The organism is Pseudomonas sp. S2_E02 (assembly GCF_054668355.1).
Genome location: NZ_CP162761.1, coordinates 4,076,887 through 4,100,759 on the forward strand (window position 1 = coordinate 4,076,887; position 23,873 = coordinate 4,100,759).

The 23,873-nt window shown below is 60.3% G+C and carries 30 protein-coding genes; 19 read left to right on the top strand and 11 right to left on the bottom strand.

What is annotated here, in order from left to right; all coding sequences use genetic code 11:
- Positions 1 to 9 precede the first annotated feature (9 nt).
- The 4 genes from AB4O01_RS18320 to pilG form a co-directional block, all read right to left on the bottom strand.
- Complete coding sequence (locus tag AB4O01_RS18320) at positions 10 to 2,058, bottom strand: methyl-accepting chemotaxis protein (protein ID WP_093429842.1); 2,049 nt, start codon at positions 2,056 to 2,058, stop codon at positions 10 to 12.
- A 154-nt stretch (positions 2,059 to 2,212) separates the two neighbouring features.
- On the bottom strand, positions 2,213 to 2,752 hold the full coding sequence (locus AB4O01_RS18325; RefSeq protein WP_186620027.1) for a chemotaxis protein CheW: 540 nt from the start codon (positions 2,750 to 2,752) through the stop codon (positions 2,213 to 2,215).
- A gap of 10 nt (positions 2,753 to 2,762) precedes the next feature.
- Positions 2,763 to 3,128: a twitching motility response regulator PilH gene (gene pilH, locus AB4O01_RS18330; protein WP_007897961.1), complete on the bottom strand. Its 366-nt coding sequence runs from the start codon at positions 3,126 to 3,128 to the stop codon at positions 2,763 to 2,765.
- Between the two features lie 60 nt (positions 3,129 to 3,188).
- Positions 3,189 to 3,593: a twitching motility response regulator PilG gene (gene pilG, locus AB4O01_RS18335; protein WP_007913673.1), complete on the bottom strand. Its 405-nt coding sequence runs from the start codon at positions 3,591 to 3,593 to the stop codon at positions 3,189 to 3,191.
- 225 nt (positions 3,594 to 3,818) lie between these two features.
- On the opposite strand from pilG, the gene gshB reads away from it, so the two are divergent.
- From gshB to AB4O01_RS18370, 7 genes are all read left to right on the top strand, one after another.
- A complete protein-coding gene (gene gshB, locus AB4O01_RS18340) occupies positions 3,819 to 4,790 on the top strand; it encodes a glutathione synthase (protein WP_093429841.1) in 972 nt (323 codons plus the stop codon).
- A 107-nt stretch (positions 4,791 to 4,897) separates the two neighbouring features.
- Positions 4,898 to 5,797 (top strand): energy transducer TonB, encoded by a 900-nt coding sequence (locus AB4O01_RS18345; protein WP_460089159.1) that lies wholly within the window; start codon positions 4,898 to 4,900, stop codon positions 5,795 to 5,797.
- Positions 5,798 to 5,969: 172 nt separating this feature from the next.
- On the top strand, positions 5,970 to 6,542 hold the full coding sequence (locus tag AB4O01_RS18350) for a YqgE/AlgH family protein (RefSeq protein WP_016985971.1): 573 nt from the start codon (positions 5,970 to 5,972) through the stop codon (positions 6,540 to 6,542).
- The gene (gene ruvX / locus AB4O01_RS18355; protein WP_064589634.1) at positions 6,542 to 6,979 is read left to right on the top strand and encodes a Holliday junction resolvase RuvX; all 438 of its coding nucleotides are present in this window, start codon (positions 6,542 to 6,544) and stop codon (positions 6,977 to 6,979) included. The genes AB4O01_RS18350 and ruvX overlap by 1 nt, the downstream gene beginning before the upstream one ends.
- A gap of 80 nt (positions 6,980 to 7,059) precedes the next feature.
- Complete coding sequence (gene pyrR / locus AB4O01_RS18360; RefSeq protein ID WP_034153653.1) at positions 7,060 to 7,566, top strand: bifunctional pyr operon transcriptional regulator/uracil phosphoribosyltransferase PyrR; 507 nt, start codon at positions 7,060 to 7,062, stop codon at positions 7,564 to 7,566.
- A gap of 27 nt (positions 7,567 to 7,593) precedes the next feature.
- Positions 7,594 to 8,598 (top strand): aspartate carbamoyltransferase catalytic subunit, encoded by a 1,005-nt coding sequence (locus AB4O01_RS18365; protein ID WP_007913665.1) that lies wholly within the window; start codon positions 7,594 to 7,596, stop codon positions 8,596 to 8,598.
- Positions 8,595 to 9,866 (top strand): dihydroorotase, encoded by a 1,272-nt coding sequence (locus AB4O01_RS18370; RefSeq protein WP_460089160.1) that lies wholly within the window; start codon positions 8,595 to 8,597, stop codon positions 9,864 to 9,866. The genes AB4O01_RS18365 and AB4O01_RS18370 overlap by 4 nt, the downstream gene beginning before the upstream one ends.
- A gap of 93 nt (positions 9,867 to 9,959) precedes the next feature.
- Here AB4O01_RS18370 and AB4O01_RS18375 read toward each other — a convergent pair whose 3' ends face one another.
- On the bottom strand, positions 9,960 to 10,391 hold the full coding sequence (locus tag AB4O01_RS18375; protein ID WP_007913651.1) for an NINE protein: 432 nt from the start codon (positions 10,389 to 10,391) through the stop codon (positions 9,960 to 9,962).
- A 248-nt stretch (positions 10,392 to 10,639) separates the two neighbouring features.
- Between AB4O01_RS18375 and AB4O01_RS18380 the strand changes: the two genes are divergently transcribed.
- Positions 10,640 to 11,257 (top strand): C40 family peptidase, encoded by a 618-nt coding sequence (locus AB4O01_RS18380; protein WP_095049466.1) that lies wholly within the window; start codon positions 10,640 to 10,642, stop codon positions 11,255 to 11,257.
- Positions 11,258 to 11,382: 125 nt separating this feature from the next.
- On the opposite strand, the gene AB4O01_RS18385 is transcribed toward AB4O01_RS18380, so the two are convergent.
- Positions 11,383 to 12,417: a type IV pilus twitching motility protein PilT gene (locus tag AB4O01_RS18385; RefSeq protein ID WP_041063525.1), complete on the bottom strand. Its 1,035-nt coding sequence runs from the start codon at positions 12,415 to 12,417 to the stop codon at positions 11,383 to 11,385.
- A gap of 56 nt (positions 12,418 to 12,473) precedes the next feature.
- Between AB4O01_RS18385 and AB4O01_RS18390 the strand changes: the two genes are divergently transcribed.
- The 10 genes from AB4O01_RS18390 to AB4O01_RS18435 all read left to right on the top strand — a co-directional run bounded on the left by AB4O01_RS18390 (position 12,474) and on the right by AB4O01_RS18435 (position 19,596).
- Positions 12,474 to 13,160, top strand: coding sequence for a YggS family pyridoxal phosphate-dependent enzyme (locus AB4O01_RS18390; RefSeq protein ID WP_460089161.1), 687 nt, complete (start codon positions 12,474 to 12,476; stop codon positions 13,158 to 13,160).
- Between the two features lie 23 nt (positions 13,161 to 13,183).
- A complete protein-coding gene (gene proC / locus AB4O01_RS18395) occupies positions 13,184 to 14,002 on the top strand; it encodes a pyrroline-5-carboxylate reductase (protein ID WP_093429835.1) in 819 nt (272 codons plus the stop codon).
- A gap of 10 nt (positions 14,003 to 14,012) precedes the next feature.
- The gene (locus AB4O01_RS18400; RefSeq protein WP_099757419.1) at positions 14,013 to 14,603 is read left to right on the top strand and encodes a YggT family protein; all 591 of its coding nucleotides are present in this window, start codon (positions 14,013 to 14,015) and stop codon (positions 14,601 to 14,603) included.
- Positions 14,600 to 14,896: a DUF167 domain-containing protein gene (locus AB4O01_RS18405; protein ID WP_007913642.1), complete on the top strand. Its 297-nt coding sequence runs from the start codon at positions 14,600 to 14,602 to the stop codon at positions 14,894 to 14,896. Before AB4O01_RS18400 ends, AB4O01_RS18405 begins: the two co-directional genes overlap by 4 nt.
- Before the next feature lie 330 nt (positions 14,897 to 15,226).
- Positions 15,227 to 16,366, top strand: coding sequence for a homoserine O-succinyltransferase MetX (metX, locus tag AB4O01_RS18410; RefSeq protein ID WP_093429832.1), 1,140 nt, complete (start codon positions 15,227 to 15,229; stop codon positions 16,364 to 16,366).
- A gap of 7 nt (positions 16,367 to 16,373) precedes the next feature.
- Positions 16,374 to 16,994, top strand: a complete 621-nt coding sequence (gene metW, locus AB4O01_RS18415; protein WP_460089162.1) for a methionine biosynthesis protein MetW — start codon at positions 16,374 to 16,376, stop codon at positions 16,992 to 16,994.
- A 26-nt stretch (positions 16,995 to 17,020) separates the two neighbouring features.
- A complete protein-coding gene (locus AB4O01_RS18420; protein ID WP_099757420.1) occupies positions 17,021 to 17,455 on the top strand; it encodes a DUF4426 domain-containing protein in 435 nt (144 codons plus the stop codon).
- The gene (gene rdgB / locus AB4O01_RS18425; protein ID WP_008083802.1) at positions 17,452 to 18,048 is read left to right on the top strand and encodes an RdgB/HAM1 family non-canonical purine NTP pyrophosphatase; all 597 of its coding nucleotides are present in this window, start codon (positions 17,452 to 17,454) and stop codon (positions 18,046 to 18,048) included. Before AB4O01_RS18420 ends, rdgB begins: the two co-directional genes overlap by 4 nt.
- Positions 18,045 to 19,250: a radical SAM family heme chaperone HemW gene (hemW, locus tag AB4O01_RS18430; RefSeq protein WP_099757421.1), complete on the top strand. Its 1,206-nt coding sequence runs from the start codon at positions 18,045 to 18,047 to the stop codon at positions 19,248 to 19,250. The genes rdgB and hemW overlap by 4 nt, the downstream gene beginning before the upstream one ends.
- Before the next feature lie 22 nt (positions 19,251 to 19,272).
- Positions 19,273 to 19,596, top strand: coding sequence for a DUF3392 domain-containing protein (locus AB4O01_RS18435; RefSeq protein WP_007913629.1), 324 nt, complete (start codon positions 19,273 to 19,275; stop codon positions 19,594 to 19,596).
- Between the two features lie 130 nt (positions 19,597 to 19,726).
- Here the strand turns inward: AB4O01_RS18435 and trmB are convergent, their stop codons facing one another.
- From trmB to AB4O01_RS18455, 4 genes are all read right to left on the bottom strand, one after another.
- Positions 19,727 to 20,452, bottom strand: a complete 726-nt coding sequence (trmB, locus tag AB4O01_RS18440; protein WP_460089163.1) for a tRNA (guanosine(46)-N7)-methyltransferase TrmB — start codon at positions 20,450 to 20,452, stop codon at positions 19,727 to 19,729.
- 9 nt (positions 20,453 to 20,461) lie between these two features.
- Positions 20,462 to 21,256 (bottom strand): thiazole synthase, encoded by a 795-nt coding sequence (locus AB4O01_RS18445; protein ID WP_007913621.1) that lies wholly within the window; start codon positions 21,254 to 21,256, stop codon positions 20,462 to 20,464.
- A 60-nt stretch (positions 21,257 to 21,316) separates the two neighbouring features.
- Positions 21,317 to 21,517: a sulfur carrier protein ThiS gene (gene thiS / locus AB4O01_RS18450; RefSeq protein ID WP_122604433.1), complete on the bottom strand. Its 201-nt coding sequence runs from the start codon at positions 21,515 to 21,517 to the stop codon at positions 21,317 to 21,319.
- A gap of 71 nt (positions 21,518 to 21,588) precedes the next feature.
- A complete protein-coding gene (locus AB4O01_RS18455; protein ID WP_116254318.1) occupies positions 21,589 to 21,969 on the bottom strand; it encodes a DUF423 domain-containing protein in 381 nt (126 codons plus the stop codon).
- Between the two features lie 74 nt (positions 21,970 to 22,043).
- Between AB4O01_RS18455 and mtgA the strand changes: the two genes are divergently transcribed.
- Positions 22,044 to 22,766 carry a monofunctional biosynthetic peptidoglycan transglycosylase gene (mtgA, locus tag AB4O01_RS18460; RefSeq protein ID WP_422610240.1) on the top strand — a complete coding sequence of 241 codons (723 nt, stop codon included), beginning with the start codon at positions 22,044 to 22,046 and terminating at the stop codon, positions 22,764 to 22,766.
- A gap of 181 nt (positions 22,767 to 22,947) precedes the next feature.
- On the opposite strand, the gene rpoH is transcribed toward mtgA, so the two are convergent.
- Positions 22,948 to 23,802 (bottom strand): RNA polymerase sigma factor RpoH, encoded by an 855-nt coding sequence (rpoH, locus tag AB4O01_RS18465; protein WP_003229146.1) that lies wholly within the window; start codon positions 23,800 to 23,802, stop codon positions 22,948 to 22,950.
- Positions 23,803 to 23,873: the final 71 nt, after the last annotated feature.

Here is a 23,873-nt window from a genome sequence, read left to right on the forward strand (position 1 = left end):
CCACTCCACTCACGCTTTATCTGTCGCCGCCGGCAAGGTGAAGCCGGACACCGAACGTCGTAGCTGACTGGCCATTTTCGTCAAGTTGCCGATGCTCTCGGCGGTGGCCGTGGAGCCGGACGAGGTCTGCGAGGTGATCTGCTGGATCACGTTCATCGTCAGCGAGATCTGCCCGGCCGAAGTCGTCTGCTGCTGCGCTGCGTTGGAGATGCTTTGAATCAGCGCCGCAAGGGTCTTCGACACGCCTTCGATTTCTTCCAGGGCCACACCGGCATCCTGCGCCAGTCGTGCGCCGCGCACCACTTCGGTGGTGGTTTGCTCCATCGAGATGACCGCTTCGTTGGTGTCGGTCTGAATTGCCCGCACCAGGGTTTCGATCTGCCGGGTCGCGGCGGACGAGCGTTCAGCCAGTCGCTGCACTTCATCGGCGACCACGGCAAACCCGCGCCCGGCATCACCAGCCATCGACGCCTGAATCGCCGCATTGAGGGCGAGGATGTTGGTCTGGTCGGCAATGTCGTCGATCAGGCTGACGATGTCGCCGATTTCCTGCGACGACTCGCCCAGACGCTTGATGCGTTTGGCGGTGTCCTGAATCTGCTCGCGGATGTTGTCCATGCCGTGGATGGTGTTGTGCACCACCTCGTTGCCCTTGTTGGCGATCTCCACGGACCGCTCGGCTACCGCTGAAGACTCAGCGGCGTTGGCCGAAACCTGGTCGATGGATTCGGCCATGTCGCTGATCGCCGTCGAGGCTTCGGAAATCTGCTGAGCCTGATGCTCCGAGGCCTGGGCCAGGTGCATGGCGGTGGCCTGGGTTTCCTGCACGGCGGCGGCAACCTGGCCGGCGGTGAGGTTGATCGTCGCGACCAGATCGCGCAATTGGTCGACGGAGTAGTTGATCGAGTCGGCGATGGTGCCGGTGAAGTCTTCGGTCACCGAAGCGGTCACGGTGAGGTCGCCGTCAGCGAGGTCTTCGATTTCATCGAGCAGGCGCATGATCGCGTTCTGATTGCGCTCGTTCTTCTCGGCGGTTTCGCGCAACTGGCGATTGGTTTCGCGGACCATGACCATGCCGATGAGGATGATCGAGGCCAGCGCCAGCAAACCGAGGACGTAGCCGCCGATGGTGTCAGTGTTGCGCCCACCGGCAAGGTTCTCGAAGCGAGTGGCCAAGTGCGAGGCTTCGTCGAGCAGGGTTTGCGAGAGGCTGAAGATATTGCTCGCCGATTCACGAACCTTGAACAGCTCCGGCGAGGTTTCGAGGATTTCATCGACGGAGCCGGAGACAAACTGGAACAGCTCGGAGATTTCGCTCAAACGAGCACGGGCGTCGCGATCTTCGACCTGGCTGATTTTCAGCGTCGGGTTGCCTTGCAACATGCCATTGAGCACTTGGCCGAAACGCGTGGCGTCGCGGCCAAAGGCGTCGGCGGCTTGCTGCGAGTTTTCGTCGCCAGCGAGCACCGTGTTGACCGCGCCGAGAATGCGTTCGGCGAGCAGCGATTGGCGCTGGGCCATCGCCACTTGCGCGGCCGGGGCACCGCGCTGGAGGAGGATTTCGACGACTTTTTCGTATTCAATCTGCAACTGCGGCACGGTTTCGGCCAGCGTTGCGGCGACCTGATGCAGCGACAGCACGGTCTGTTCGCTGGAAAGAATCGCGTCGGTGTTTTTCAGAAGGCGCTCCCAGTCGAGCTGCACGGCGCGCATTTCCGGGCGCACAGTAGCCGGGGCGGGAGGCAGGCCGGTCGCCGGATCACCCTTCTTCAAGTAACCCCAGCGCTGGGCGAAATCGTTGCGCGCGTCGCTGAGCAATTTGAACGCGGCAGCCTTGCCGGCGGCGGCTTCGGTGGCGTTCTTGGCGATGCGTTGCGAGAGCACGCGCAGCTCACCGGCGTGGCCGATGTACTGTTTGTCGTAGTTCGCCTGGGTGTTGAGGTAAGCGAAGTTGGCGAACAGCAGCATGATGAACACGATCAGTGCGATGAACAGCACGATGATCTGCGAGCGACTGCGCGAGCCTTCCGCCGGCTTGCCTGTTTTTGCTTTTGTCATCGGTCCTCGCCCTTAACCCACACCTTTGAGGCCTGCTGCAATCCCTGCGGGAGCGAGCTTGCTCGCGAAAGCGCTGGGTCAGCCAATATTTATCTTGCCTGACACGCCCTCTTCGCGAGCAGGCTCGCTCCCACAGGGGACGGTGTTGAATCTGTTATATCGCGACGCTCATGAACACCGGGGATTTGGCCAATGCAAACAGGCTGAACACCCGCCAGTTCTGCTCGCGGCGGAAATAGCCTTTGACGAACTCGGCCTTGGAGCCCTGGCGTTTGCTGATCGACAGCGGTTCAAAGCTGTTCTGCTCAAAGTGCTGCAGGCCGATAACCTCATCGACCATCAGCCCGGCAAACACATCGCCATGCTCGACCACCAACACCCGCCGCTGTTTACGCAACGGCGACAGCTCATGCCCGAAGAAACCGCACAAATCCATGATCGGCAGCAGCCGCCCGCGCAGGTTAGCCACGCCTTTGACCCATGGTTTGACCCCGGGCAACTGGGTGAATCGCGGTTCATGCAGCACTTCGCTGACTTCACCCATCGGCGCCACATACCAATGCTCGCCAAGGCGAAAGCCGATGCCGCTCCAGCGATCCTGGCGCGCCGCTTGCGACGGCAGGTCCGCCGCCAGCAAGCGGCAGCGCTGGTCGATTTGCCAGAGCAGTTCGAACGCGGTCAGCGATTCGCTCATGGTTGCGCGATCAACCGGCCAAAACGTTGTTCAGCGTCTTGATCAGGGTGTCTTCGTCGACCGGTTTGGTCAGGTAATCCTTGGCGCCCTGACGGGTGCCCCAGACCTTGTCGGTTTCCTGATCCTTGGTGGTGATGATAATCACCGGGATATGTCCGGTTTCCGGGTCTTTGGTCAACTGACGGGTTGCCTGAAAACCATTGAGGCCGGGCATGACGATGTCCATCAATACCGCGTCAGGTTTTTCCTGACGGGCCAGGGCCACGCCGTCAGCGCCGTTTTCGGCCTTCAGCACTTCATGGCCGTGCTTTTCGAGCATGCCGGTGAGTTTGTACATTTCAGTCGGCGAATCATCAACGATCAGGATGCGTGCCATGGTTTTCCCCATTTTTCTTGTCGACGCGCGGCCCGCTGGCCGCGTGTCTCTGTACGTGTCTTACTGCGGCAAAACGGCGGCGAAGCCCGGAACATGGGCCTGGATCGCGTTGAGCAGTTCTTCCTTGCTGAAAGGCTTGGTCAAAAATTGATCAGAACCGACAATCCGCCCCTTGGCCTTGTCGAACAGCCCGTCGCGCGATGACAGCATGATCACCGGCGTGGCCTTGAATGCACTGTTGTTCTTGATTAAAGCGCAGGTCTGATAACCATCCAGACGCGGCATCATGATGTCGACAAAAATGATCCCGGGATGGTTGTCGGCGATCTTTGCCAACGCATCGAAACCGTCGATCGCCGTGATCACTTCGCAACCGACATTCTTCAACAATGTTTCGGCGGTGCGACGAATCGTTTTCGAGTCGTCGATCACCATGACCTTCAAGGCGCTGGACTGCTGTTCCATAAGAGGGCTCTACCGTCGCCTTTGCGAATCAAATTGTCCGTTTTGCGATGAGTAATGGCTGGAAACCCTTGATGTTCAAGGGCCAGCACCGCTTGGCAGTCTTTTTAGCACAGTCTCCAGATGCAATCTATCGACGGGTTTTTCCTTGACCGAAAACCCGCCCGGCGCCACTCTGGCGGCACTTTTTCAATACCGATCCGGTAGCCAATTTTCGAGGAAAACCCAATGAGCGTTCGCGTCGGGATTGTCATGGACCCTATCGCCAGCATCTCCTATAAAAAGGATAGCTCGCTGGCCATGCTGCTGGCCGCGCAGAAGCGTGGCTGGGAACTGTTCTATATGGAACAGCGCGACCTGTATCAGGGTGAAGGTCAGGCCCGGGCGCGCATGAAGCCGCTGAAAGTCTTCGCCAACCCGGAAAAATGGTTCGAACTGGACGCCGAGCAGGACAACCTGCTGAGCGATCTCGACGTGATCCTGATGCGCAAGGATCCACCGTTCGACATGGAGTTCGTTTACTCCACCTACCTGCTCGAACAGGCCGAAACCGCTGGCGTGCTGGTGGTGAACAAACCGCAGAGCCTGCGCGACTGCAATGAAAAACTGTTCGCCACGCTGTTCCCGCAGTGCACGCCGCCAACCATCGTCAGCCGCCGCGCCGACGTGCTGCGTGAGTTCGCCGCGAAACACGGCGACGTGATCCTCAAGCCGCTGGACGGCATGGGCGGTACTTCGATCTTCCGCCACCGTGCCGGTGATCCGAACCTGTCGGTGATTCTCGAAACCCTGACCGCCCTCGGTGGCCAGCAGATCATGGGCCAGGCTTACCTGCCGGCGATCAAGGACGGCGACAAACGCATTCTGATGATCGACGGCGAGCCGGTGGATTACTGCCTGGCGCGGATTCCGGCGCAGGGCGAAACCCGTGGCAACCTCGCGGCCGGTGGTCGTGGTGAGGCGCGCCCGCTGACTGAAAAGGATCGCTGGATCGCCGCCCAAGTCGGCCCGACCCTGCGTGAGAAAGGCCTGCTGTTCGTTGGCCTCGATGTGATCGGCGAAAACCTCACCGAAATCAACGTCACCAGCCCGACCTGCATCCGTGAAATCGACAATGCCTTCGGCACTGACATTGGCGGCATGTTGATGGATGCCATCGCCAAGAAGCTGCAAGCCGCCGGCAAAATGCCACAAGCTTGATGCACGTCACATGCAGTCTGTCGCTTGAAGCGTGAAGCCCAAGGCGTGAAACCAACATTGCGTTATCATGCGCAGCCTCTGAAAAACGCGATGTTGGTTTTCTTGTCATGACCCTCCCGTCCGATCTGCCCGCAGAACTCGCCCACCGTGGCGTGCGCCCGGCCGATCGCCTCGGATTTACCCTGTTTCTTGCGGCGCTGATCCATTTGGCGCTGCTGCTCGGCGTCGGCTTCACGATGGTCGAGCCCAAGCAAATCAGCAAAACCCTGGAAATCACCCTCGCCACCTTCAAGAGCGAAAAGAAGCCGGAGAAGGCTGACTTTCTCGCTCAACAGCATCAGGAAGGCAGCGGCACGCTGGACAAGAAGGCGATTCCGAAGACCACTGAGGTGGCGCCGTTCCAGGACAATCAGGTCAAGAAAGTCACCCCGCCACCGGCCGCCAAACCGCAAGTGCAGGAAGCCGCACCCAAAGCTGCGGTGACCACCGTCGCGCCGAAACCTAAAAAAGCGCCGACCAAGAAAGAAGAAGCCAAAACCGAAGTCAAACCGACAGTCGACGCGCCGGAGTTCGACAGCTCACAGCTGTCCAGCGACATCGCCAGCCTCGAAGCCGAACTGGCCAAGGAACAGCAGTTGTACGCCAAGCGCCCGCGTATTCACCGTTTGAGCGCGGCGTCGACCATGCGCGACAAGGGTGCCTGGTACAAGGATGACTGGCGCAAGAAGGTCGAGCGCATCGGCAACCTCAATTACCCCGAAGAAGCACGGCGCAAGCAGATCTACGGCAATTTGCGCCTGATGGTCTCGATCAACCGCGACGGCTCGCTGTATGAAGTGCTGGTGCTGGAATCGTCCGGCCAGCCGCTGCTGGATCAGGCGGCGCAGCGCATCGTCCGGTTGGCAGCACCGTTTGCGCCGTTTACCGGGGACTTGTCGGATATCGATCGTCTGGAAATCATTCGCACCTGGAAATTTGCCCAGGGCGACAAGCTCTCGAGCAACTGACACACCACAGAAACCTTGTGGGAGCGAGCTTGCTCGCGAAGAGGCCGGGACATGCACCATTGATATTGCCTGACCTGGCGCCTTCGCGAGCAAGCTCGCTCCCACATTTGATCTGCGTTGTTCTCTGATCCTCAGCTTGTCAGTTTGCCCCTTCGACGCCACACTAGCGCACATGAAAAACGTCAGCCCCAGCTACCTCAAGCATCAATTCCTGATCGCCATGCCACACATGGCCGACCCGAACTTTGCCCACACCTTGACCTACATCGTCGAGCACACGGCCAATGGCGCTATGGGGATTGTGGTCAACCGGCCGCAAGAGCTGAATCTGGCCGACATCCTTGAGCAATTACGTCCGGACATCGACCCGCCAGCACTCTGCCAGCATGTGCCGATCTTCATTGGCGGCCCGGTGCAGACCGATCGCGGTTTTGTTCTGCACCCGGCGGGCAAGACCTTCCAGGCCACCGCGCAATTGGACGGTGATCTGGCCCTCTCGACCTCGCAGGACGTGCTGTTCGCCATCGCTGACGGCGTCGGCCCGGCAAAAAGCCTGATTGCCCTCGGTTACGCCGGTTGGGAAGCCGGGCAACTGGAAGCCGAACTCGCCGACAACGCCTGGCTGAACTGCCCGTACGACGCCGACATCCTGTTCAACACCAGCAGCGAACTGCGTCTGGAAGCGGCGGCCCGGCACTTGGGGATCAACCTCAGCCTGCTGACCAGCCAGGCAGGTCACGCCTGATGGCCCTGCGCCTGATTCTCGGCTTCGACTACGGCACCAAACAGATCGGCGTCGCGGTCGGCCAGGTGATTACCGGCCAGGCTCGTGAGCTGTGCACCTTGAAGGCACAGAACGGCGTGCCGGACTGGAACCAGGTCGAAGCCCTTATAAAAGAATGGAAACCCGACGCCGTTGTTGTCGGACTGCCGCTGAACATGGACGGCACCCCGAGCGACATGTGCGTACGCGCGGAAAAGTTTGCCCGCCGCCTCAATGGCCGCTTCAATCTGCCCTTCTATACCCACGACGAACGCCTGACCACGTTTGAAGCCAAAGGCGAGCGACTGGCCCGTGGCGGTCAAAAAGGCAGTTACCGCGACAACCCGGTGGACGCCATCGCCGCCGCTCTGCTGTTGCAGGGCTGGCTCGATGAAAACACTGCTTTGTTTGAATCCTGACAAGCGCTTCGGCGCTTTTCTTTTGAGTGAAAAACCGAGTCGTGTCCAAGGACCCGATTCGCCCCCAACAAGGAGCAACCATGAGCCTGCCAAATCCCGCCGATCTGATCAGCCAGATGGCGACCCGCCTCAAGGCGCACCTTGCCCAGCGTGAAATCACTGAACCGCGTTACATCGGCATTCGCACCGGCGGCATCTGGGTCGCGCAGGCCTTGCTCAAGGAACTGGGCAGCGATGCGCCACTGGGCACGCTGGATGTGTCCTTTTACCGCGACGACTTCAGCCAGAACGGCCTGCACCCGCAAGTGCGCCCGTCCGCCCTGCCCTTCGAGATCGAAGGCCAGCATCTGGTGCTGATCGACGACGTATTGATGAGCGGCCGTACCATCCGCGCCGCCATGAACGAATTGTTCGACTACGGCCGCCCGGCCAGCGTGACCCTGGTCTGCCTGCTGGACCTCGACGCCGGCGAGCTGCCGATCCGCCCGAACGTGGTTGGCGCGACGCTGTCGCTGGCCGCACATGAACGGGTGAAGCTGTCCGGCCCCGAGCCGCTGACGCTAGAACTGCAAGACTTCAACCTTTAATCCGCCCTATTGAGAGTCCCCTTCGCGATGACGCCTCTAGATACCAAGCGCCCGCTGCAGCTCAATGATCAGGGCCAGCTGCGCCACTTCCTCTCGCTCGACGGCCTGCGCCGTGAGTTGCTGACGGAAATCCTCGACACCGCCGACTCGTTCCTCGAAGTCGGTGCCCGGGCGGTGAAGAAAGTCCCGTTGCTGCGCGGCAAGACCGTGTGCAACGTGTTCTTCGAAAACTCCACGCGCACCCGCACCACCTTCGAACTGGCGGCCCAGCGGCTGTCGGCGGACGTGATCACCCTGAACGTGTCGACCTCGTCGGCAAGCAAGGGCGAAACGCTGCTCGACACCCTGCGCAACCTCGAAGCCATGGCCGCCGACATGTTTGTCGTGCGCCACGGTGATTCCGGCGCCGCGCACTTCATCGCCGAGCATGTTTGCCCGCAAGTGGCGATCATCAACGGCGGCGACGGCCGTCACGCGCACCCGACGCAGGGCATGCTCGACATGCTCACCATCCGTCGGCACAAGGGCGGCTTCGAAAACCTCTCGGTGGCCATCGTCGGCGACATCCTGCACTCGCGGGTCGCACGTTCGAACATGCTCGCGCTGAAAACCCTCGGTTGCCCGGACATCCGCGTGATTGCGCCGAAGACCTTGCTGCCGATCGGCATCGAGCAATACGGCGTGAAGGTTTACACCGACATGACCGAAGGCCTGAAAGACGTCGACGTGGTGATCATGCTGCGCCTGCAGCGTGAGCGCATGACCGGCGGCCTGCTGCCGAGCGAAGGCGAATTCTACCGCCTGTTCGGCCTGACCACTGCGCGTCTGGCCGGGGCGAAACCGGATTGCATCGTCATGCACCCGGGGCCGATCAACCGGGGGGTGGAGATCGAGTCCGCAGTGGCCGACGGCCCGCACTCGGTGATCCTCAACCAGGTCACCTACGGCATCGCCATTCGTATGGCCGTGTTGTCCATGGCCATGAGCGGGCAAACCGCGCAGCGTCAATTCGAGCAGGAGAACGCCCAGTGAAGCTCAGCATTCTCGGCGCACGCGTCATCGACCCAAGCAGCGGCCTGGATCAAGTCACCGACATTCACGTTGAAGCCTGCAAGATCGTCGCCCTCGGCGCCGCTCCAGCGGGTTTCACGGCAGTGGAAACCATCGATGCCCAAGGCCTGGTTGCCGCTCCGGGCCTGGTCGACCTCAACGTTGCCCTGCGCGAGCCGGGTTACAGCCGTAAAGGCTCGATCATCAGCGAAACCCGCGCGGCCGCCGCCGGTGGCGTGACCAGCCTGTGCTGCCCGCCGAAAACCAAACCGGTGCTCGACACCTCCGCCGTGGCCGAGCTGATCCTCGATCGTGCCCGCGAGGCCGGCAACACCAAAGTCTTCCCGATTGGCGCCTTGAGCAAAGGTCTGGACGGCGAGCAACTGGCCGAACTGGTGGCGCTGCGCGACGCCGGTTGTGTGGCGTTCGGCAACGGTCTGGAGAGCTTCCGCAACACCCGCACCCTGTGCCGGGCGCTGGAATACGCGGCGACCTTCGATCTGACGGTGATCTTCAACTCGCAGGATCACGACTTGGCTGAAGGTGGCTTGGCTCACGAAGGCGCGGTGGCCAGTTTCCTCGGCTTACCGGGGATTCCGGAAACCGCTGAAACCGTGGCATTGGCCCGTGACCTGCTGCTGGTTGAGCAAACCGGCGTACGTGCGCACTTCAGCCAATTGACCAGCGCCCGCGGCGTAGCCCTGATCGCTCAGGCGCAGGCCCGTGGCTTGAAGGTGACGGCGGATGTCGCGCTGTATCAACTGATTCTGACTGATGAGGCGCTGATCGACTTCAGCAGCCTGTACCACGTGCAACCGCCGCTGCGTACGCGTGCTGACCGTGATGGCCTGCGTGAAGCGGTGAAGTCCGGTGTGGTCACGGCGATTTCCAGCCATCACCAGCCGCACGAACGCGACGCCAAACTGGCGCCATTCGGCGCGACCGAGCCGGGCATCAGCAGTGTTGAGTTGCTGTTGCCGCTGGCGATGACGCTGGTTGAGGATGGGTTACTGGATTTGCCGACCTTGCTGGCGCGTTTGAGCGCTGGCCCGGCTGAAGCGCTGCGTCTGCCGGCGGGCAAACTGGCAGTGGGTGGTGCGGCGGATATCGTGCTGTTCGATCCGCAGGCTTCGACGGTGGCCGGTGAGAACTGGTTGTCGAAGGGTGAGAACTGCCCGTTCATTGGGCACAGTCTGCCGGGTGTGGTTCGCTATACGCTGGTGGATGGGCGGATCAGTCACCAGGCTTGATACCGCGTCGCCCCATTCGCGAGCAGGCTCGCTCCCACATTGGATCTGTGAACGACACAAATCCCCTGTGGGAGCGAGCCTGCTCGCGAAGACTTACTGGAAGGCGCCTCTGCCCTCGGCGTTGCGTACGGACACCTGATCATTCAGCGTCCAGAAGTCATACAGCACCCCCAGAAAGAACAACCCGCCTGTCAGCAGATAGATCAGTCCGCTGATCCACTTGCCTTGGTACATCCGGTGCACGCCGAGTGCGCCAAGGAACGTCAGCAGAATCCACGCCACGTTGTACTCGATCGGCCCTGCGGTAAAACGCAGATCCGCCTCGCGATCCATCGCCGGGATCAGAAACAGGTCGATCAGCCAGCCAATACCCAGCAAACCGAAGGTGAAGAACCAGATCGTCCCGGTCACCGGTTTGCCGTAATAGAAGCGGTGAGCACCGGTAAAACCGAAAATCCACAGCAAATAGCCAATGATTTTGCTGTGCGTATCTTGCTGCTGAACAAATTGTTGATAGGGGTTCATGAAGACCTCGATTCACACGATAGATAAATATTCTTGAATTCTTTGTGACTTTTTTACAGGTAGCCGACGTACGGCAAATGTTACCGTTGCTACCGTCAAAGCCTTATAGCACCTGACTTCTGTCCGACAATTGCGTCCATTTGCCGCTTATTTGGTTCCGTTGGCCTCCAACTGAATCGACCAACGGACTCGGAATGAAAAAAAACTCTGTTATAAAGTTGCGCGCTATCACTAAAGAGCCACGCCTAATGCGACCATTTTTCAAGACATGGCTAACCATCTGCCTATTAATGCCACTGGCCGCCCACGCCACCAATCGTGAGCAACGTCTTCCTAACGTTAACGGCTTTACCCCTAAATCCCATGCTTCGGCTCCCTCGAGCAAAAGCAGCAAAAGCAAAACCACCACGCTGAGCAGCAAGAGCCACAGCAAGCTGGTGCCACCGATGGCGAGCAAGGAAAGCAGCAACGTACTGAGCCGTGCGGTGAACGTCCTCGGTACCCCTTATCGTTGGGGCGGCAGCAGCCCAAGTAAAGGCTTCGATTGCAGCGGTCTGGTGAAATACGCGTTCAACGACGCTACGTTCGACCTGCCACGCACCTCCAACGCCATGGCCAGCGGTCACGGCGAGAAAGTCGAGCGCAAGGATCTGAAGCCGGGCGACCTGATTTTCTTCAACATCAAGAGCCGTCGGGTCAACCATGTTGCCATTTACCTGGGCAACGATCGCTTCATCCACGCTCCGCGTCGTGGCAAAGCGGTGAGCATCGATACGTTGAACAAGCCGTATTGGCAGCAGCATTACGTGGTTGCCAAGCGTGTGTTGCCGAAAGAGCAAAACCAGATGCGCGTGGTTCAGCGCTAACACCATACCGATCGTTCCCATGCTCCGCGTGGGAATGCCTCAATGGACGCTCCGCGTCCGCTTCGGCAGGGACGCAGAGCGTCCCGGGCTGCATTCCCACGCAGAGCGTGGGAACGATCACTCCCTCAGAAATTATCCGGCGTGCGCGCCTTCTCCCGCGCATGTTCGCGGCTGATCAAGCCCTTGGTCACCAGTTCCTTCAGGCACATGTCCAGTGTCTGCATGCCCAACGACCCACCCGTCTGAATCGCCGAATACATTTGCGCGACCTTGTCCTCGCGGATCAGGTTACGGATCGCCGACGTCCCCAACATAATCTCGTGCGCCGCCACCCGCCCGCCGCCGATCTTCTTGATCAACGTCTGCGAGACCACCGCCAGCAGCGACTCGGAAAGCATCGAGCGCACCATCGACTTCTCGTCACCGGGGAACACGTCGACCACGCGGTCGATGGTTTTCGCCGCCGAGGTGGTGTGCAGCGTGCCGAACACCAAGTGCCCGGTTTCGGCTGCGGTCAGCGCCAGGCGAATGGTTTCCAGGTCACGCATCTCACCGACCAAAATTACATCCGGGTCTTCACGCAGTGCCGAGCGCAACGCAGTGGCGAAACTGCGGGTATCACGGTGGACTTCACGCTGATTGATCAGGCATTTGCGCGATTCGTGAACAAACTCGATCGGATCTTCGATAGTCAGGATGTGGTGATGCCGGTGGGTATTGAGGTAATCGATCATCGCCGCCAGCGTGGTCGATTTGCCGGAACCGGTCGGCCCGGTGACCAGCACCAGACCGCGCGGCGCATCGGTGATCTTGCGGAAGACGTCGCCCATGGCGAGGTCTTCCATGCTCAGCACTTTCGACGGAATCGTACGGAATACGGCGCCGGCGCCACGGTTCTGGTTAAAGGCGTTAACCCGGAAACGCGCCACACCCGGCACTTCGAAAGAAAAGTCGGTTTCCAGATGTTTCTCGAAGTCGACCCGCTGGGTGTCGTTCATGATGTCGTAGATCAGTTCGTGCACTTGCTTGTGATCCAGCGCCGGCAGATTGATCCGCCGCACGTCGCCATCGACGCGGATCATCGGCGGCAGACCGGCCGACAGGTGCAGGTCGGAAGCTCCCTGTTTGGCGCTGAAGGCCAGCAGTTCAGTGATATCCATAGCGCTCCTCAATTCCAGTAGAATGCCGCGAACCTTCCGACCGCTGGCGCCTCTTGATGTCCACGATAGCAGACAACATCCAACTGGTTAGTTCGCGCATCCAGGCAGCGGTAACAGCTGCAAACCGCGCTGAAAACAGCGTCCAGTTGCTCGCGGTCAGCAAGACCAAACCCGCCCAGGCCCTGCGCGAAGCATATGCCGCCGGCCTGCGCGACTTTGGCGAGAACTACCTGCAGGAAGCCCTGGGCAAACAGCTCGAACTGGCCGACCTGCCCTTGATCTGGCACTTCATCGGCCCCATTCAATCGAACAAGACTCGCGCCATCGCCGAGCATTTCGACTGGGTGCACTCCGTGGATCGCCTGAAAATCGCTCAACGCCTGTCCGAACAGCGCCCGGCCGAGTTGCCGCCGCTGAACATCTGCATTCAGGTCAACGTCAGCGGCGAGGCGAGCAAGTCCGGCTGCACCCCGGCCGACCTGCCGGCATTGGCCGCGGCCATCAACGCCTTGCCACGCTTGAAACTGCGCGGCTTGATGGCAATTCCCGAGCCGACCGAAGATCGCGCCGAGCAAGACGCGGCCTTCGCCGCCGTGCAGAAATTGCAGGCCAGCCTCGATCTGCCGCTCGACACACTGTCCATGGGCATGAGCCACGACCTCGAGTCGGCCATTGCCCAAGGCGCCACTTGGGTGCGTATCGGTACGGCCCTGTTTGGTGCCAGAGATTATTCCCAGTCTTGAACGATTCCAGATAAGGACCACACATGAGCAACACACGTATTGCGTTTATCGGTGCGGGCAACATGGCGGCCAGCCTGATCGGCGGCCTGCGCGCCAAGGGCCTGGAAGCCGCACAGATCCGCGCCAGCGACCCGGGTGAAGAAACCCGCGCCAAAGTCAGTGCCGAACACGGCATCGAAACTTTCGCCGACAACGCCCAGGCCATCGACGGCGTCGATGTGATTGTGCTGGCAGTCAAGCCACAGGCGATGAAAGCCGTGTGCGAGGCGATTCGCCCAAGCCTGAAACCGAATCAACTGGTGGTCTCCATTGCCGCTGGCATCACTTGCGCCAGCATGACCGCCTGGCTTGGCGAGCAGCCAATCGTGCGCTGCATGCCCAACACCCCGGCACTGCTGCGACAGGGCGTCAGCGGTTTGTACGCGACCAGCGAAGTGACCGCCGAGCAGCGTCAGCAAGCCGAAGAGCTGCTGTCCGCCGTCGGCATTGCCCTGTGGCTGAACGAAGAGCAGCAACTCGATGCGGTCACCGCCGTCTCCGGCTCCGGCCCGGCGTACTTCTTCCTGCTGATCGAAGCCATGACTGCTGCTGGCGTCAAACTCGGCTTGCCGAAGGACATCGCTGAACAACTGACTCTGCAGACCGCACTCGGCGCCGCACACATGGCCGTCTCCAGCGACGTTGACGCTGCTGAACTGCGCCGCCGTGTGACCTCGCCAAATGGCACTACGGAAGCTGCAATCAAATCATTCCAGGCCAATGGCTTCGAAGCCCTGGTCGAAACCGCACTCGGCGCCGCCGCGCACCGCTCGGCCGAAATGGCCGAACAACTGGGCAAATAAGGAGCCTTACATGATTGGATTGAACACCGCAGCGGTTTACGTGCTGCAAACCCTCGGCAGTCTGTACCTGCTGATCGTGCTGCTGCGCTTCGTCCTGCAACTGGTACGGGCGAACTTCTACAACCCGCTGTGCCAGTTCGTGGTCAAGGCGACCCAGCCGCTGCTCAAGCCACTGCGCCGGATCATTCCGAGCCTGTTTGGTCTGGACATGTCGTCGCTGGTGCTGGCGATTCTGGTGCAACTGGCGCTGATGGCGTTGACCCTGCTGCTGACTTACGGCACCACCGGCAACCCGCTGCAACTGTTTATCTGGTCGATCATCGGCGTGACCGCACTGTTCCTGAAGATCTTCTTCTTCGCCCTGATCATCAGCGTGATTCTGTCGTGGGTTGCGCCGGGCAGCCACAATCCCGGCGCTGAACTGGTCAACCAGATCTGCGAGCCGGCGCTGGCGCCGTTCCGCAAGTTCCTGCCGAATCTTGGCGGTCTGGACCTGTCGCCGATCTTCGCCTTCCTCGCGCTGAAACTGATCGACATGCTGGTGATCAACAATCTGGCGGCGATGACGATGATGCCGGAAATCCTGCGCTTGCTGATGTGAGCTGGTTCCGTTGGGACGGTGACGACTTGATCCTCGAGTGTCACCTGCAACCGGCAGCCCGCAGCGATGACTTCGCCGGGCTGCACGGTGATCGTTTGAAGATTCGCCTGACTGCGCCGCCGGTCGAGGGTAAGGCCAATGCTTATCTGATGGGCTTTCTAGCCAAGGCGTTTGGCGTTTCCAAGAGCCAGGTCAGTTTGCTCAGTGGTGAGCTGAACCGGCAGAAGCGGGTGAAGATCTGCTCGCCGAAGAAGTTGCCGGATTTGCCTGGGTTGGTTGGGCGCTTGTCTTGAGTTTCGCGGCGTCTGTACCCCTCACCCCAGCCCTCTCCCCCTGGAGAGGGAGCCGATCTATGGTGTTTTCAAAACTTGAGTTCGACTCCATAGCTCAGGTCGGCGTAGTTCAAAAGAACACCTCGGTCAGTCCCCTCTCCCTCCAGGAGAGGGAGCCGATTTTGGTGGTTTTCAAGGCCTGAGTTCGACTCGATAGATCAGGTCGGTGCAGCTCAAAAGAACACCTCGGTCAGTCCCCTCTCCCTCTGGGAGAGGGCTAGGGTGAGGGCTGCTTGCCGCTAACCCCCCCGGTCTTTAGACTTACGCCTCATTTCAACGAGAGCAGGGTCGATGCCAACTGCCTTTCCCCCCGATTCTGTTGGTCTGGTGACGCCGCAAACCGCGCACTTCAGCGATCCGCTGGCGCTGGCCTGTGGCCGTTCGCTGGCCGCCTATGACCTGATCTACGAAACCTACGGCACGCTGAACGCGCAGGCGAGCAACGCCGTGCTGATTTGCCATGCCTTGTCCGGCCATCACCACGCTGCCGGCTATCACAGCGTCGACGACCGCAAACCCGGTTGGTGGGACAGCTGCATCGGCCCGGGTAAACCGATCGACACCAACAAGTTCTTCGTGGTCAGCCTGAACAACCTCGGCGGCTGCAACGGCTCCACCGGCCCGAGCAGCATCAACCCGGAGACCGGCAAACCGTTCGGTGCCGATTTCCCGGTGCTCACCGTGGAAGACTGGGTGCACAGCCAGGCGCGGCTGGCCGACCTGCTCGGCATCGGCCAGTGGGCGGCGGTGATTGGCGGCAGCCTCGGCGGCATGCAGGCGCTGCAATGGACCATCACTTACCCGGATCGAGTGCGTCACTGCCTGGCCATCGCCTCGGCACCGAAGCTGTCGGCGCAGAACATCGCCTTCAACGAAGTTGCGCGTCAGGCGATCCTCACCGACCCGGAATTCCACGGCGGTTCGTTCCAGGAAGCAGGTGTAATCCCCAAGCGCGGGCTGATGCTGGCGCGGATGGTCGGGCACATCACCTACCTGTCCGACGATTCGATGGGCGAGAAATTCGGCCGTGGCCTGAAGAGCGAGAAGCTCAACTACGACTTCCACAGCGTCGAATTCCAGGTCGAAAGCTACCTGCGTTATCAGGGCGAAGAGTTCTCCGGACGCTTCGACGCCAACACCTATCTGTTGATGACCAAGGCGCTGGACTACTTCGATCCAGCGGCGAACTTCGACGATAACCTGGCGAAAACCTTTGAAAACGCCACGGCCAAGTTCTGCGTGATGTCGTTTACCACCGACTGGCGCTTCTCTCCGGCCCGTTCGCGGGAACTGGTGGATGCACTGATGGCGGCGCGCAAAGACGTCAGCTATCTGGAAATCGACGCACCGCAGGGCCACGACGCCTTCCTGATTCCGATCCCTCGCTACTTGCAGGCGTTCGGCAATTACATGAACCGCATCACGTTGTGAGAAAGCCATGAGAGCTGATCTGGAAATCATCCAGGAATGGATCCCCGCCGGCAGCCGCGTCCTCGACCTCGGTTGCGGTGACGGCGAGCTGCTGACCTGGCTGCGCGACAACAAGAACGTCACCGGTTATGGCCTGGAAAACGACGCTGACAACATTGCCCAGTGCGTGGCCAAGGGCATCAACGTCATCGAGCAGGATCTGGACAAGGGGCTGGGCAACTTCGCCAGCAACAGTTTCGACATCGTCGTCATGACCCAGGCCCTGCAAGCCGTGCACTACCCGGACAAGATCCTCGACGAAATGCTCCGGGTCGGTCGCCAATGCATCATCACCTTCCCGAATTTCGGTCACTGGCGCTGCCGCTGGTACCTGGCAAGCAAGGGGCGCATGCCGGTGTCGGAATTTCTGCCGTACACCTGGTACAACACACCGAACATTCACTTCTGCACCTTCGAAGACTTTGAAGAACTTTGCCGCGAACGTGATGCGAAGGTCATTGATCGGCTTGCCGTGGATCAACAGCACCGTCACGGGTGGGCAAGTAAGCTATGGCCTAATCTGTTAGGTGAGATCGGTATCTACCGCGTCAGCAGCCCGCAGCTTGCAGACCACAAAGTCGCGGTCTGAATCCCGTCATTTCGAGGAGCACGATCATGGGTCGTTTAGCGTTGTTGTTATTGACTGCCTGCCTGAGCGCCAGCGCCATGGCGGCCGACGTCATCAAGGGCGAGCGCCAGGAAACCTTTGGCGACGTCACGGTGCACTACAACACTTTCAACTCGACGTTTCTGACGCCGGACATCGCCAAGGCAGCGGAGCTGATCCGCAGCAAAAATCAGGGCGTGATCAATGTCTCGGTGATCAAGGACGGCAAACCACTGATCGCCAACGTCACCGGCATGGTCAAAGACCTGACCAGCCAGAGCGTGCCGCTGAATTTCCGCCAGATCACCGAACAGGGCGCGATCTATTACATCGCCCAGTACCCGGTGGAGCAGCAGGAAACCCGCACCTTTGAAATCAAGGTGCAGAACGGCGACAAGATCAACACCATCAATTTCAACCAAGAACTCTTTCCCGGCGAATGATGAACATCAAGCAGCTCGTACTGGCCAGCCATAACGCCGGCAAACTCAAAGAACTCCAGGCCATGCTCGGCGAATCGGTGCAACTGCGCTCGATTGGCGAGTGGAGCAAGGTCGAGCCGGAAGAAACCGGTCTGTCGTTCGTCGAGAACGCGATCCTCAAGGCGCGTAATGCCGCGCGCATTTCCGGGTTGCCGGCGCTGGCCGACGACTCCGGTCTGGCGGTGGATTTCCTTGGCGGTGCGCCGGGCATCTATTCGGCGCGTTATGCCGACGGCAAGGGCGATGCGGCGAACAATGCCAAATTGCTCGATGCACTGAAAGATGTGCCGGAAGCCGAGCGCGGTGCGCAGTTCGTCTGCGTGCTGGCATTGGTGCGTCACGCCGATGATCCGTTGCCGATCCTCTGCGAAGGCCTGTGGCACGGACGCATCCTGACGGCCGCCAGCGGCGAGCACGGTTTCGGTTATGACCCGCTGTTCTGGGTGCCGGAGCGTGATGTGTCCAGCGCCGAACTGAGTCCGGCCGACAAGAACCAGATCAGCCACCGCGCCCGTGCAATGGATCTGCTGCGCCAGCGTCTGGGCCTGAAATGACCCGTGACTCTTCTGCGCCGTCGCTGATTGTCGGCGGCGCCGCTTCTTCGCCTCGGGCACCGCTGCCAACGCTGCCGCCCCTGGCGCTGTACATCCACATCCCGTGGTGTGTGCGCAAATGTCCGTATTGCGACTTCAACTCGCACACTGCCAGCCCGGTGTTGCCGGAGCAGGAATACGTCGACGCGCTGCTGGCCGATCTCGATCAGGATCTGCACGCCGTGTACGGTCGTGAAATCAGTTCGATCTTCTTTGGTGGCGGCACGCCGAGCCTGTTCAGCGCCGAAGCCCTCGGGCGGCTGCTGGAAGGCGTCGAACAGCGGATTCCGTTTGCCCACGACATCGAAATCACTCTGGAAGCCAACCCCGGGACCTTCGAGCAAGAGAAGTTCGTCGCGTACCGCAAGCTGGGGATCAATCGCCTGTCGATCGGCATCCAGAGCTTCCAGCAGGAAAAGCTCAAGGCGCTAGGGCGGATTCACAACGGTGACGAAGCGGTACGCGCGGCCGGTATGGCGCGGCAGGCCGGGTTCGATAACTTCAACCTCGACTTGATGCACGGTTTGCCCGATCAGTCGCTGGACGATGCCCTCAGCGATCTGCGCCAGGCCATCGCGCTGAATCCAACGCACATTTCCTGGTATCAGCTGACGCTGGAGCCGAACACCGTGTTCTGGAACCAGCCGCCGGTGCTGCCGGAAGATGACACGCTGTGGGACATTCAAGAGGCCGGGCAAGCGCTGCTGGCGGAACACGGTTATGCGCAATACGAAGTGTCGGCTTATGCCCAGGCCGGTCGGCCAGCGCGGCACAACCTCAATTACTGGAGTTTCGGCGACTTCATCGGCATAGGCGCGGGAGCCCACGGCAAGCTGAGTCATCCGGACGGACGCATCGTGCGTACCTGGAAGACGCGTCTGCCGAAGGACTATCTCAATCCGGCAAAAAGCTTTCAGGCCGGCGAGAAAGCACTGACCAACGACGAGATGCCGTTCGAGTTTCTGATGAACGCTTTGCGCCTGACCGCAGGCGTCGAATCGCGCCTGTATCCTGAGCGCACCGGGCTGTCGCTGGAAAGCCTCGCTGAAGGCCGGGCAGCGGCAGAACAAAGCGGTCTGTTGCAGGTCGAACCGTCACGTCTGGCGGCCACCGAGCGCGGACAGCTGTTTCTCAACGACTTGCTGCAACAATTTCTGAACTGACTTCAGTCCCAAGGGAAAACGCATGGATTTGATACTCGACCTGCTCGCCACCGTCTCCCGCTGGAGCCGTAGCAACCTCTCGGAAATCGCCCTGGCGCTGGTCGGCTGCCTGCTGGTGCTGTTCGGCGCCGACTTCAAAGGCTGGGTTGAGCAACGCCTGGGCAGCATCGCCGGCGCCCTGCGCGTGCCATTGATGGCGCTGCTCTGCGTGATCGGCAGCGGTGCGGCGCTGATCTATGCAACGCCTTGGGTTATCAAGGGTTTGAGCCAGTTCAACAACTACAGCCTGGCGCCAGTCCTGCTGGTGGTGCTGGTGCTGATCGGCGTCGTCGCCGACCGCCGCTGATCTTTCAGCACACCCAAAACGACTGTAGGAGTGAGCCTGCTCGCGATTGCGGTCTGACATTCAACCTCTTCGGTGACTGTCAGCCCGCAATCGCGAGCAGGCTCACTCCTACATTTTTACCGCGTGATGCTTAGGACTGTTTTTCGAACTTCAGGTCCCACACGCCATGGCCCAGTCGTTCGCCGCGGCGTTCGAACTTGGTGATCGGGCGTTCGGCCGGGCGTGGTACGCACTTGCCGTCTTCGGCGAGGTTGCGGTAGCCCGGGGCGACGCTCATCACTTCCAGCATGTACTCGGCGTACGGTTCCCAGTCGGTGGCCATGTGCAGGATGCCGCCAACCTTCAACTTGCTGCGCACCAGTTCAGCGAACGAGGCCTGAACGATGCGACGCTTGTGGTGACGGCTCTTGTGCCACGGATCCGGGAAAAACAGCATCAGGCGATCGAGGCTGTTGTCGGCGATGCAACGGTTGAGCACTTCGATCGCGTCGCAATCGTAGACCCGCAGGTTGGTCAGGCCCTGAGTCAGCACGCCATTGAGCAGCGCGCCGACACCCGGACGGTGAACCTCAACGCCGATGAAATCCTGATCCGGCGCGGCCGCAGCCATTTCCAGTAGCGAGTGGCCCATGCCGAAACCGATCTCCAGCGAGCGCGGTGCCGAACGGCCGAACACTTGATCGTAATCCACCGGGGCGTCGGCCAGCGGCAGCACGTACAGCGGCGTGCCTTGATCCAGACCTTTCTGCTGGCCTTCGGTCATGCGCCCGGCGCGCATCACGAAACTCTTGATGCGGCGGTGTTGGCGCTCGTCGCCTTCTTCCGTCTGGATAGGCGTGTCGTTCGATTCAGTCATCAATGGCTCTTACTTGATCAGACCATCCAGCGGCGAGGAGGCGCTGGCATAGAGTTTTTTCGGCATACGGCCAGCGAGGTAGGCCAGACGGCCTGCAACGATGGCGTGTTTCATGGCTTCAGCCATCATCACCGGCTGCTGGGCGTGGGCGATGGCCGAGTTCATCAGCACCGCATCGCAACCCAGTTCCATGGCGATGGTCGCATCGGACGCAGTGCCGACACCGGCATCGACCAGCACAGGGATTTTGGCTTCTTCGAGGATGATCTGCAGGTTGTACGGGTTGCAGATCCCCAGACCGGAACCAATCAAACCGGCCAGCGGCATGACCGCGATGCAGCCGATTTCCGCCAGTTGGCGGGCGATGATCGGGTCATCGCTGGTGTACACCATCACGTCGAAGCCTTCCTTGACCAGCGTTTCTGCAGCCTTAAGGGTTTCGATGACGTTAGGGAACAGGGTCTTCTGGTCGGCCAGCACTTCCAGCTTCACCAGATTGTGGCCATCGAGCAGCTCACGGGCCAGGCGGCAGGTGCGCACGGCTTCGATGGCGTCGTAGCATCCAGCGGTGTTCGGCAGGAAGGTGTAGCGCTCCGGCGACAGCACGTCGAGCAGGTTCGGTTCGCCTTCGATCTGGCCCAGGTTGGTGCGGCGCACGGCGAAGGTGACGATCTCGGCACCCGAGGCTTCGATGGCCTGACGGGTTTCTTCCATGTCACGGTACTTGCCGGTACCGACCAGCAAACGCGACTGGTAAGTACGACCGGCCAGCACAAAAGGCTTGTCGCTACGAACGATGCTCATGGGGAATCCTCTTTAGGAGTGAGGGTCTTGCAGAATTCTGTGCCCTTGCAGACCTGGCGATCAGCCGCCGCCGATGGCGTGCACCACTTCGACGTTGTCACCATCATTGAGGGTGGTATCGGCATGCTGGCTGCGCGGGACGATATCCAGATTGAGTTCGACTGCCACTCGACGTCCGGTCAGTTCCAGACGAGTGATCAGGGCCGCAACGGTCTCGCCGTCGGGCAGTTCAAGGGATTCGCCGTTCAACTGAATGCGCATGCGTAACGCCGCCATCATTTTTAGGGGCTGGCATTCTAGCCCGATCATGACCTAAAGGTCAGCACCAAGCGTCAAGCGGTTGGTTGCAAGCGCCAGGCGGCGAGGCCCAGGCATAGCCAGCCAATCAGGAACGCCAGGCCACCAAATGGGGTGATGATGCCGAGCTTGCTGATGCCGGTCATGGTCAGCACATACAGACTGCCAGAGAACAACAGGATGCCAATGGTGAATGACACGCCGGCCCAAGTGACCAGTCGGCCCTGAATCTGCGTGGCCAACAGCGCCACACCAAACAGCGCCAAGGTGTGCACCAATTGATAGGTGACGCCGGTATGGAAGATCGCCAGATACTCGGGTGTCAGGCGGTTTTTCAGGCCATGGGCGGCGAATGCACCCAAGGCGACCCCGGTGAAACCGAAAAAAGCGGCCAGCATCAAAAAGCCACGCAGCATTGGGAACTCCAGTCAGACGCGATCGGCAGGGTCTGTATAATGGCCCGCTCCACCGGTTCGGCCAAGCCATCTCTATGCTGCGTACTATTTTCCGTCGTCTCACGAAGGCCCTGCTCTGGTTCGCGGGCGGCAGCATTTTGCTGGTGCTGGTGTTTCGCTTCGTGCCACCGCCGGGCACGGCGTTGATGGTCGAGCGCAAGGTCGAATCCTGGGTCGATGGCGAGCCGATTGACCTGCAACGCACGTGGAAGCCGTGGGACGAGATCTCCGATGACCTCAAAGTCGCGGTCATGGCCGGTGAGGATCAGAAGTTTCCCGAGCATTGGGGCTTTGATTTCAGTGCGATCCAGGCAGCGTTGGCCCACAACGAGCTTGGCGGGTCGATTCGCGGCGCCAGCACCTTGAGCCAGCAGGTGTCGAAAAACCTGTTTCTGTGGGCCGGCCGCAGCTATCTGCGTAAAGGCCTGGAGGCGTGGTTTACCGCGCTGATCGAGGTGTTCTGGCCCAAGCAGCGGATTCTTGAGGTGTATCTCAACAGCGTCGAGTGGGATGACGGGGTGTTTGGCGCCGAAGCCGCAGCCCGCCATCACTTTGGTGTGAGCGCGAAGTCGTTGTCGCGGCAGCAGGCGAGTTATCTGGCGGCTGTTCTGCCCAATCCGCGTGTCTGGAGTGCTAGCCATCCGACCGCTTATGTCTCGCGCCGGGCCGGGTGGATTCGTCAGCAGATGAGTCAGCTGGGTGGGGATAGTTATCTGTTGGGGCTCAACGATTCGCGCCGCGCACCTTGGTCTGAATAACGCTGAAGATCCCCTGTGGGAGCGAGCTTGCTCGCGAATGCGGTGGATCATTCAGCAGTGGCGGTGACTGACTCTCCGCTTTCGCGAGCAAGCTCGCTCCCACATGGATTTTGTGTGAAGCCTGAAATGAAAACGCCCCGATCATCGCTGATCGGGGCGTTTTTTATTGCCTACTCGCCGGTTATGCGGCGATCGACAACTTGAGCTTGTTCATCGCGCTCTTCTCGAGCTGACGGATCCGCTCGGCCGACACGTTGTACTTCTGCGCCAGGTCGTGCAGCGTGGCTTTCTCTTCGGCCAGCCAGCGCTGGTAAAGGATGTCGCGGCTACGTTCGTCCAGCACTTCCAGCGCTTCGTGCAGGTTGTGGTTGGAGTTGTCGCTCCAATCGGCATCTTCCAGTTGACGCGCCGGGTCGTACCGGTGGTCTTCCAGGTAGTTGGCCGGCGACTGGAAAGCGCTGTCGTCGTCGGCTTCAGCAGCCGGGTCGAAAGCCATGTCATGGCCGGTCAGGCGACTTTCCATTTCGCGCACTTCACGCGGCTCGACGCCGAGGCTTTCCGCCACACGGTGGACTTCCTCGTTGTTCAGCCACGCCAGACGTTTTTTCTGGCTGCGCAGGTTGAAGAACAGCTTGCGCTGGGCCTTGGTGGTCGCGACTTTCACAATGCGCCAGTTGCGCAGGATGAACTCGTGAATTTCCGCCTTGATCCAGTGCACGGCGAACGACACCAGACGCACGCCCATTTCCGGGTTGAAGCGCTTCACAGCCTTCATCAGGCCGACGTTACCTTCCTGGATCAGGTCAGCCTGAGCCAGACCGTAGCCGGAATAGCTACGGGCAATGTGTACGACAAAACGCAGGTGGGCGAGCACCATCTGCCGAGCCGCCCCCAAATCCTGCTCATAGTAGAGACTCTCGGCCAGTTCACGCTCCTGCTCCGGCGTCAGCAATGGAATGCTGTTGACGGTGTGCACGTAGGCTTCCAGGTTCGCACCCGGAACCAACGCATACGCAGGTTGCAAAGAATTGGTCATACGAAAAAACCTCCCACTTACATACTCGTGCCTCTCGGCACTGCGAAAAATTGACCGGGAATTCAAGTGCA

Excerpts from the sequence above, each read along its gene's own strand:
- AB4O01_RS18320 (WP_093429842.1), bottom strand. The coding sequence starts at position 2,058 with ATGACAAAAGCAAAAACAGGCAAGCCGGCGGAAGGCTCGCGCAGTCGC.
- AB4O01_RS18325 (WP_186620027.1), bottom strand. The coding sequence starts at position 2,752 with ATGAGCGAATCGCTGACCGCGTTCGAACTGCTCTGGCAAATCGACCAG.
- pilH (WP_007897961.1), bottom strand. The coding sequence starts at position 3,128 with ATGGCACGCATCCTGATCGTTGATGATTCGCCGACTGAAATGTACAAA.
- pilG (WP_007913673.1), bottom strand. The coding sequence starts at position 3,593 with ATGGAACAGCAGTCCAGCGCCTTGAAGGTCATGGTGATCGACGACTCG.
- gshB (WP_093429841.1), top strand. The coding sequence starts at position 3,819 with ATGAGCGTTCGCGTCGGGATTGTCATGGACCCTATCGCCAGCATCTCC.
- AB4O01_RS18345 (WP_460089159.1), top strand. The coding sequence starts at position 4,898 with ATGACCCTCCCGTCCGATCTGCCCGCAGAACTCGCCCACCGTGGCGTG.
- AB4O01_RS18350 (WP_016985971.1), top strand. The coding sequence starts at position 5,970 with ATGAAAAACGTCAGCCCCAGCTACCTCAAGCATCAATTCCTGATCGCC.
- ruvX (WP_064589634.1), top strand. The coding sequence starts at position 6,542 with ATGGCCCTGCGCCTGATTCTCGGCTTCGACTACGGCACCAAACAGATC.
- pyrR (WP_034153653.1), top strand. The coding sequence starts at position 7,060 with ATGAGCCTGCCAAATCCCGCCGATCTGATCAGCCAGATGGCGACCCGC.
- AB4O01_RS18365 (WP_007913665.1), top strand. The coding sequence starts at position 7,594 with ATGACGCCTCTAGATACCAAGCGCCCGCTGCAGCTCAATGATCAGGGC.
- AB4O01_RS18375 (WP_007913651.1), bottom strand. The coding sequence starts at position 10,391 with ATGAACCCCTATCAACAATTTGTTCAGCAGCAAGATACGCACAGCAAA.
- AB4O01_RS18380 (WP_095049466.1), top strand. The coding sequence starts at position 10,640 with ATGCGACCATTTTTCAAGACATGGCTAACCATCTGCCTATTAATGCCA.
- AB4O01_RS18385 (WP_041063525.1), bottom strand. The coding sequence starts at position 12,417 with ATGGATATCACTGAACTGCTGGCCTTCAGCGCCAAACAGGGAGCTTCC.
- AB4O01_RS18390 (WP_460089161.1), top strand. The coding sequence starts at position 12,474 with ATGTCCACGATAGCAGACAACATCCAACTGGTTAGTTCGCGCATCCAG.
- proC (WP_093429835.1), top strand. The coding sequence starts at position 13,184 with ATGAGCAACACACGTATTGCGTTTATCGGTGCGGGCAACATGGCGGCC.
- AB4O01_RS18400 (WP_099757419.1), top strand. The coding sequence starts at position 14,013 with ATGATTGGATTGAACACCGCAGCGGTTTACGTGCTGCAAACCCTCGGC.
- metX (WP_093429832.1), top strand. The coding sequence starts at position 15,227 with ATGCCAACTGCCTTTCCCCCCGATTCTGTTGGTCTGGTGACGCCGCAA.
- metW (WP_460089162.1), top strand. The coding sequence starts at position 16,374 with ATGAGAGCTGATCTGGAAATCATCCAGGAATGGATCCCCGCCGGCAGC.
- AB4O01_RS18420 (WP_099757420.1), top strand. The coding sequence starts at position 17,021 with ATGGGTCGTTTAGCGTTGTTGTTATTGACTGCCTGCCTGAGCGCCAGC.
- rdgB (WP_008083802.1), top strand. The coding sequence starts at position 17,452 with ATGATGAACATCAAGCAGCTCGTACTGGCCAGCCATAACGCCGGCAAA.
- hemW (WP_099757421.1), top strand. The coding sequence starts at position 18,045 with ATGACCCGTGACTCTTCTGCGCCGTCGCTGATTGTCGGCGGCGCCGCT.
- AB4O01_RS18435 (WP_007913629.1), top strand. The coding sequence starts at position 19,273 with ATGGATTTGATACTCGACCTGCTCGCCACCGTCTCCCGCTGGAGCCGT.
- trmB (WP_460089163.1), bottom strand. The coding sequence starts at position 20,452 with ATGACTGAATCGAACGACACGCCTATCCAGACGGAAGAAGGCGACGAG.
- AB4O01_RS18445 (WP_007913621.1), bottom strand. The coding sequence starts at position 21,256 with ATGAGCATCGTTCGTAGCGACAAGCCTTTTGTGCTGGCCGGTCGTACT.
- thiS (WP_122604433.1), bottom strand. The coding sequence starts at position 21,517 with ATGCGCATTCAGTTGAACGGCGAATCCCTTGAACTGCCCGACGGCGAG.
- AB4O01_RS18455 (WP_116254318.1), bottom strand. The coding sequence starts at position 21,969 with ATGCTGCGTGGCTTTTTGATGCTGGCCGCTTTTTTCGGTTTCACCGGG.
- mtgA (WP_422610240.1), top strand. The coding sequence starts at position 22,044 with ATGCTGCGTACTATTTTCCGTCGTCTCACGAAGGCCCTGCTCTGGTTC.
- rpoH (WP_003229146.1), bottom strand. The coding sequence starts at position 23,802 with ATGACCAATTCTTTGCAACCTGCGTATGCGTTGGTTCCGGGTGCGAAC.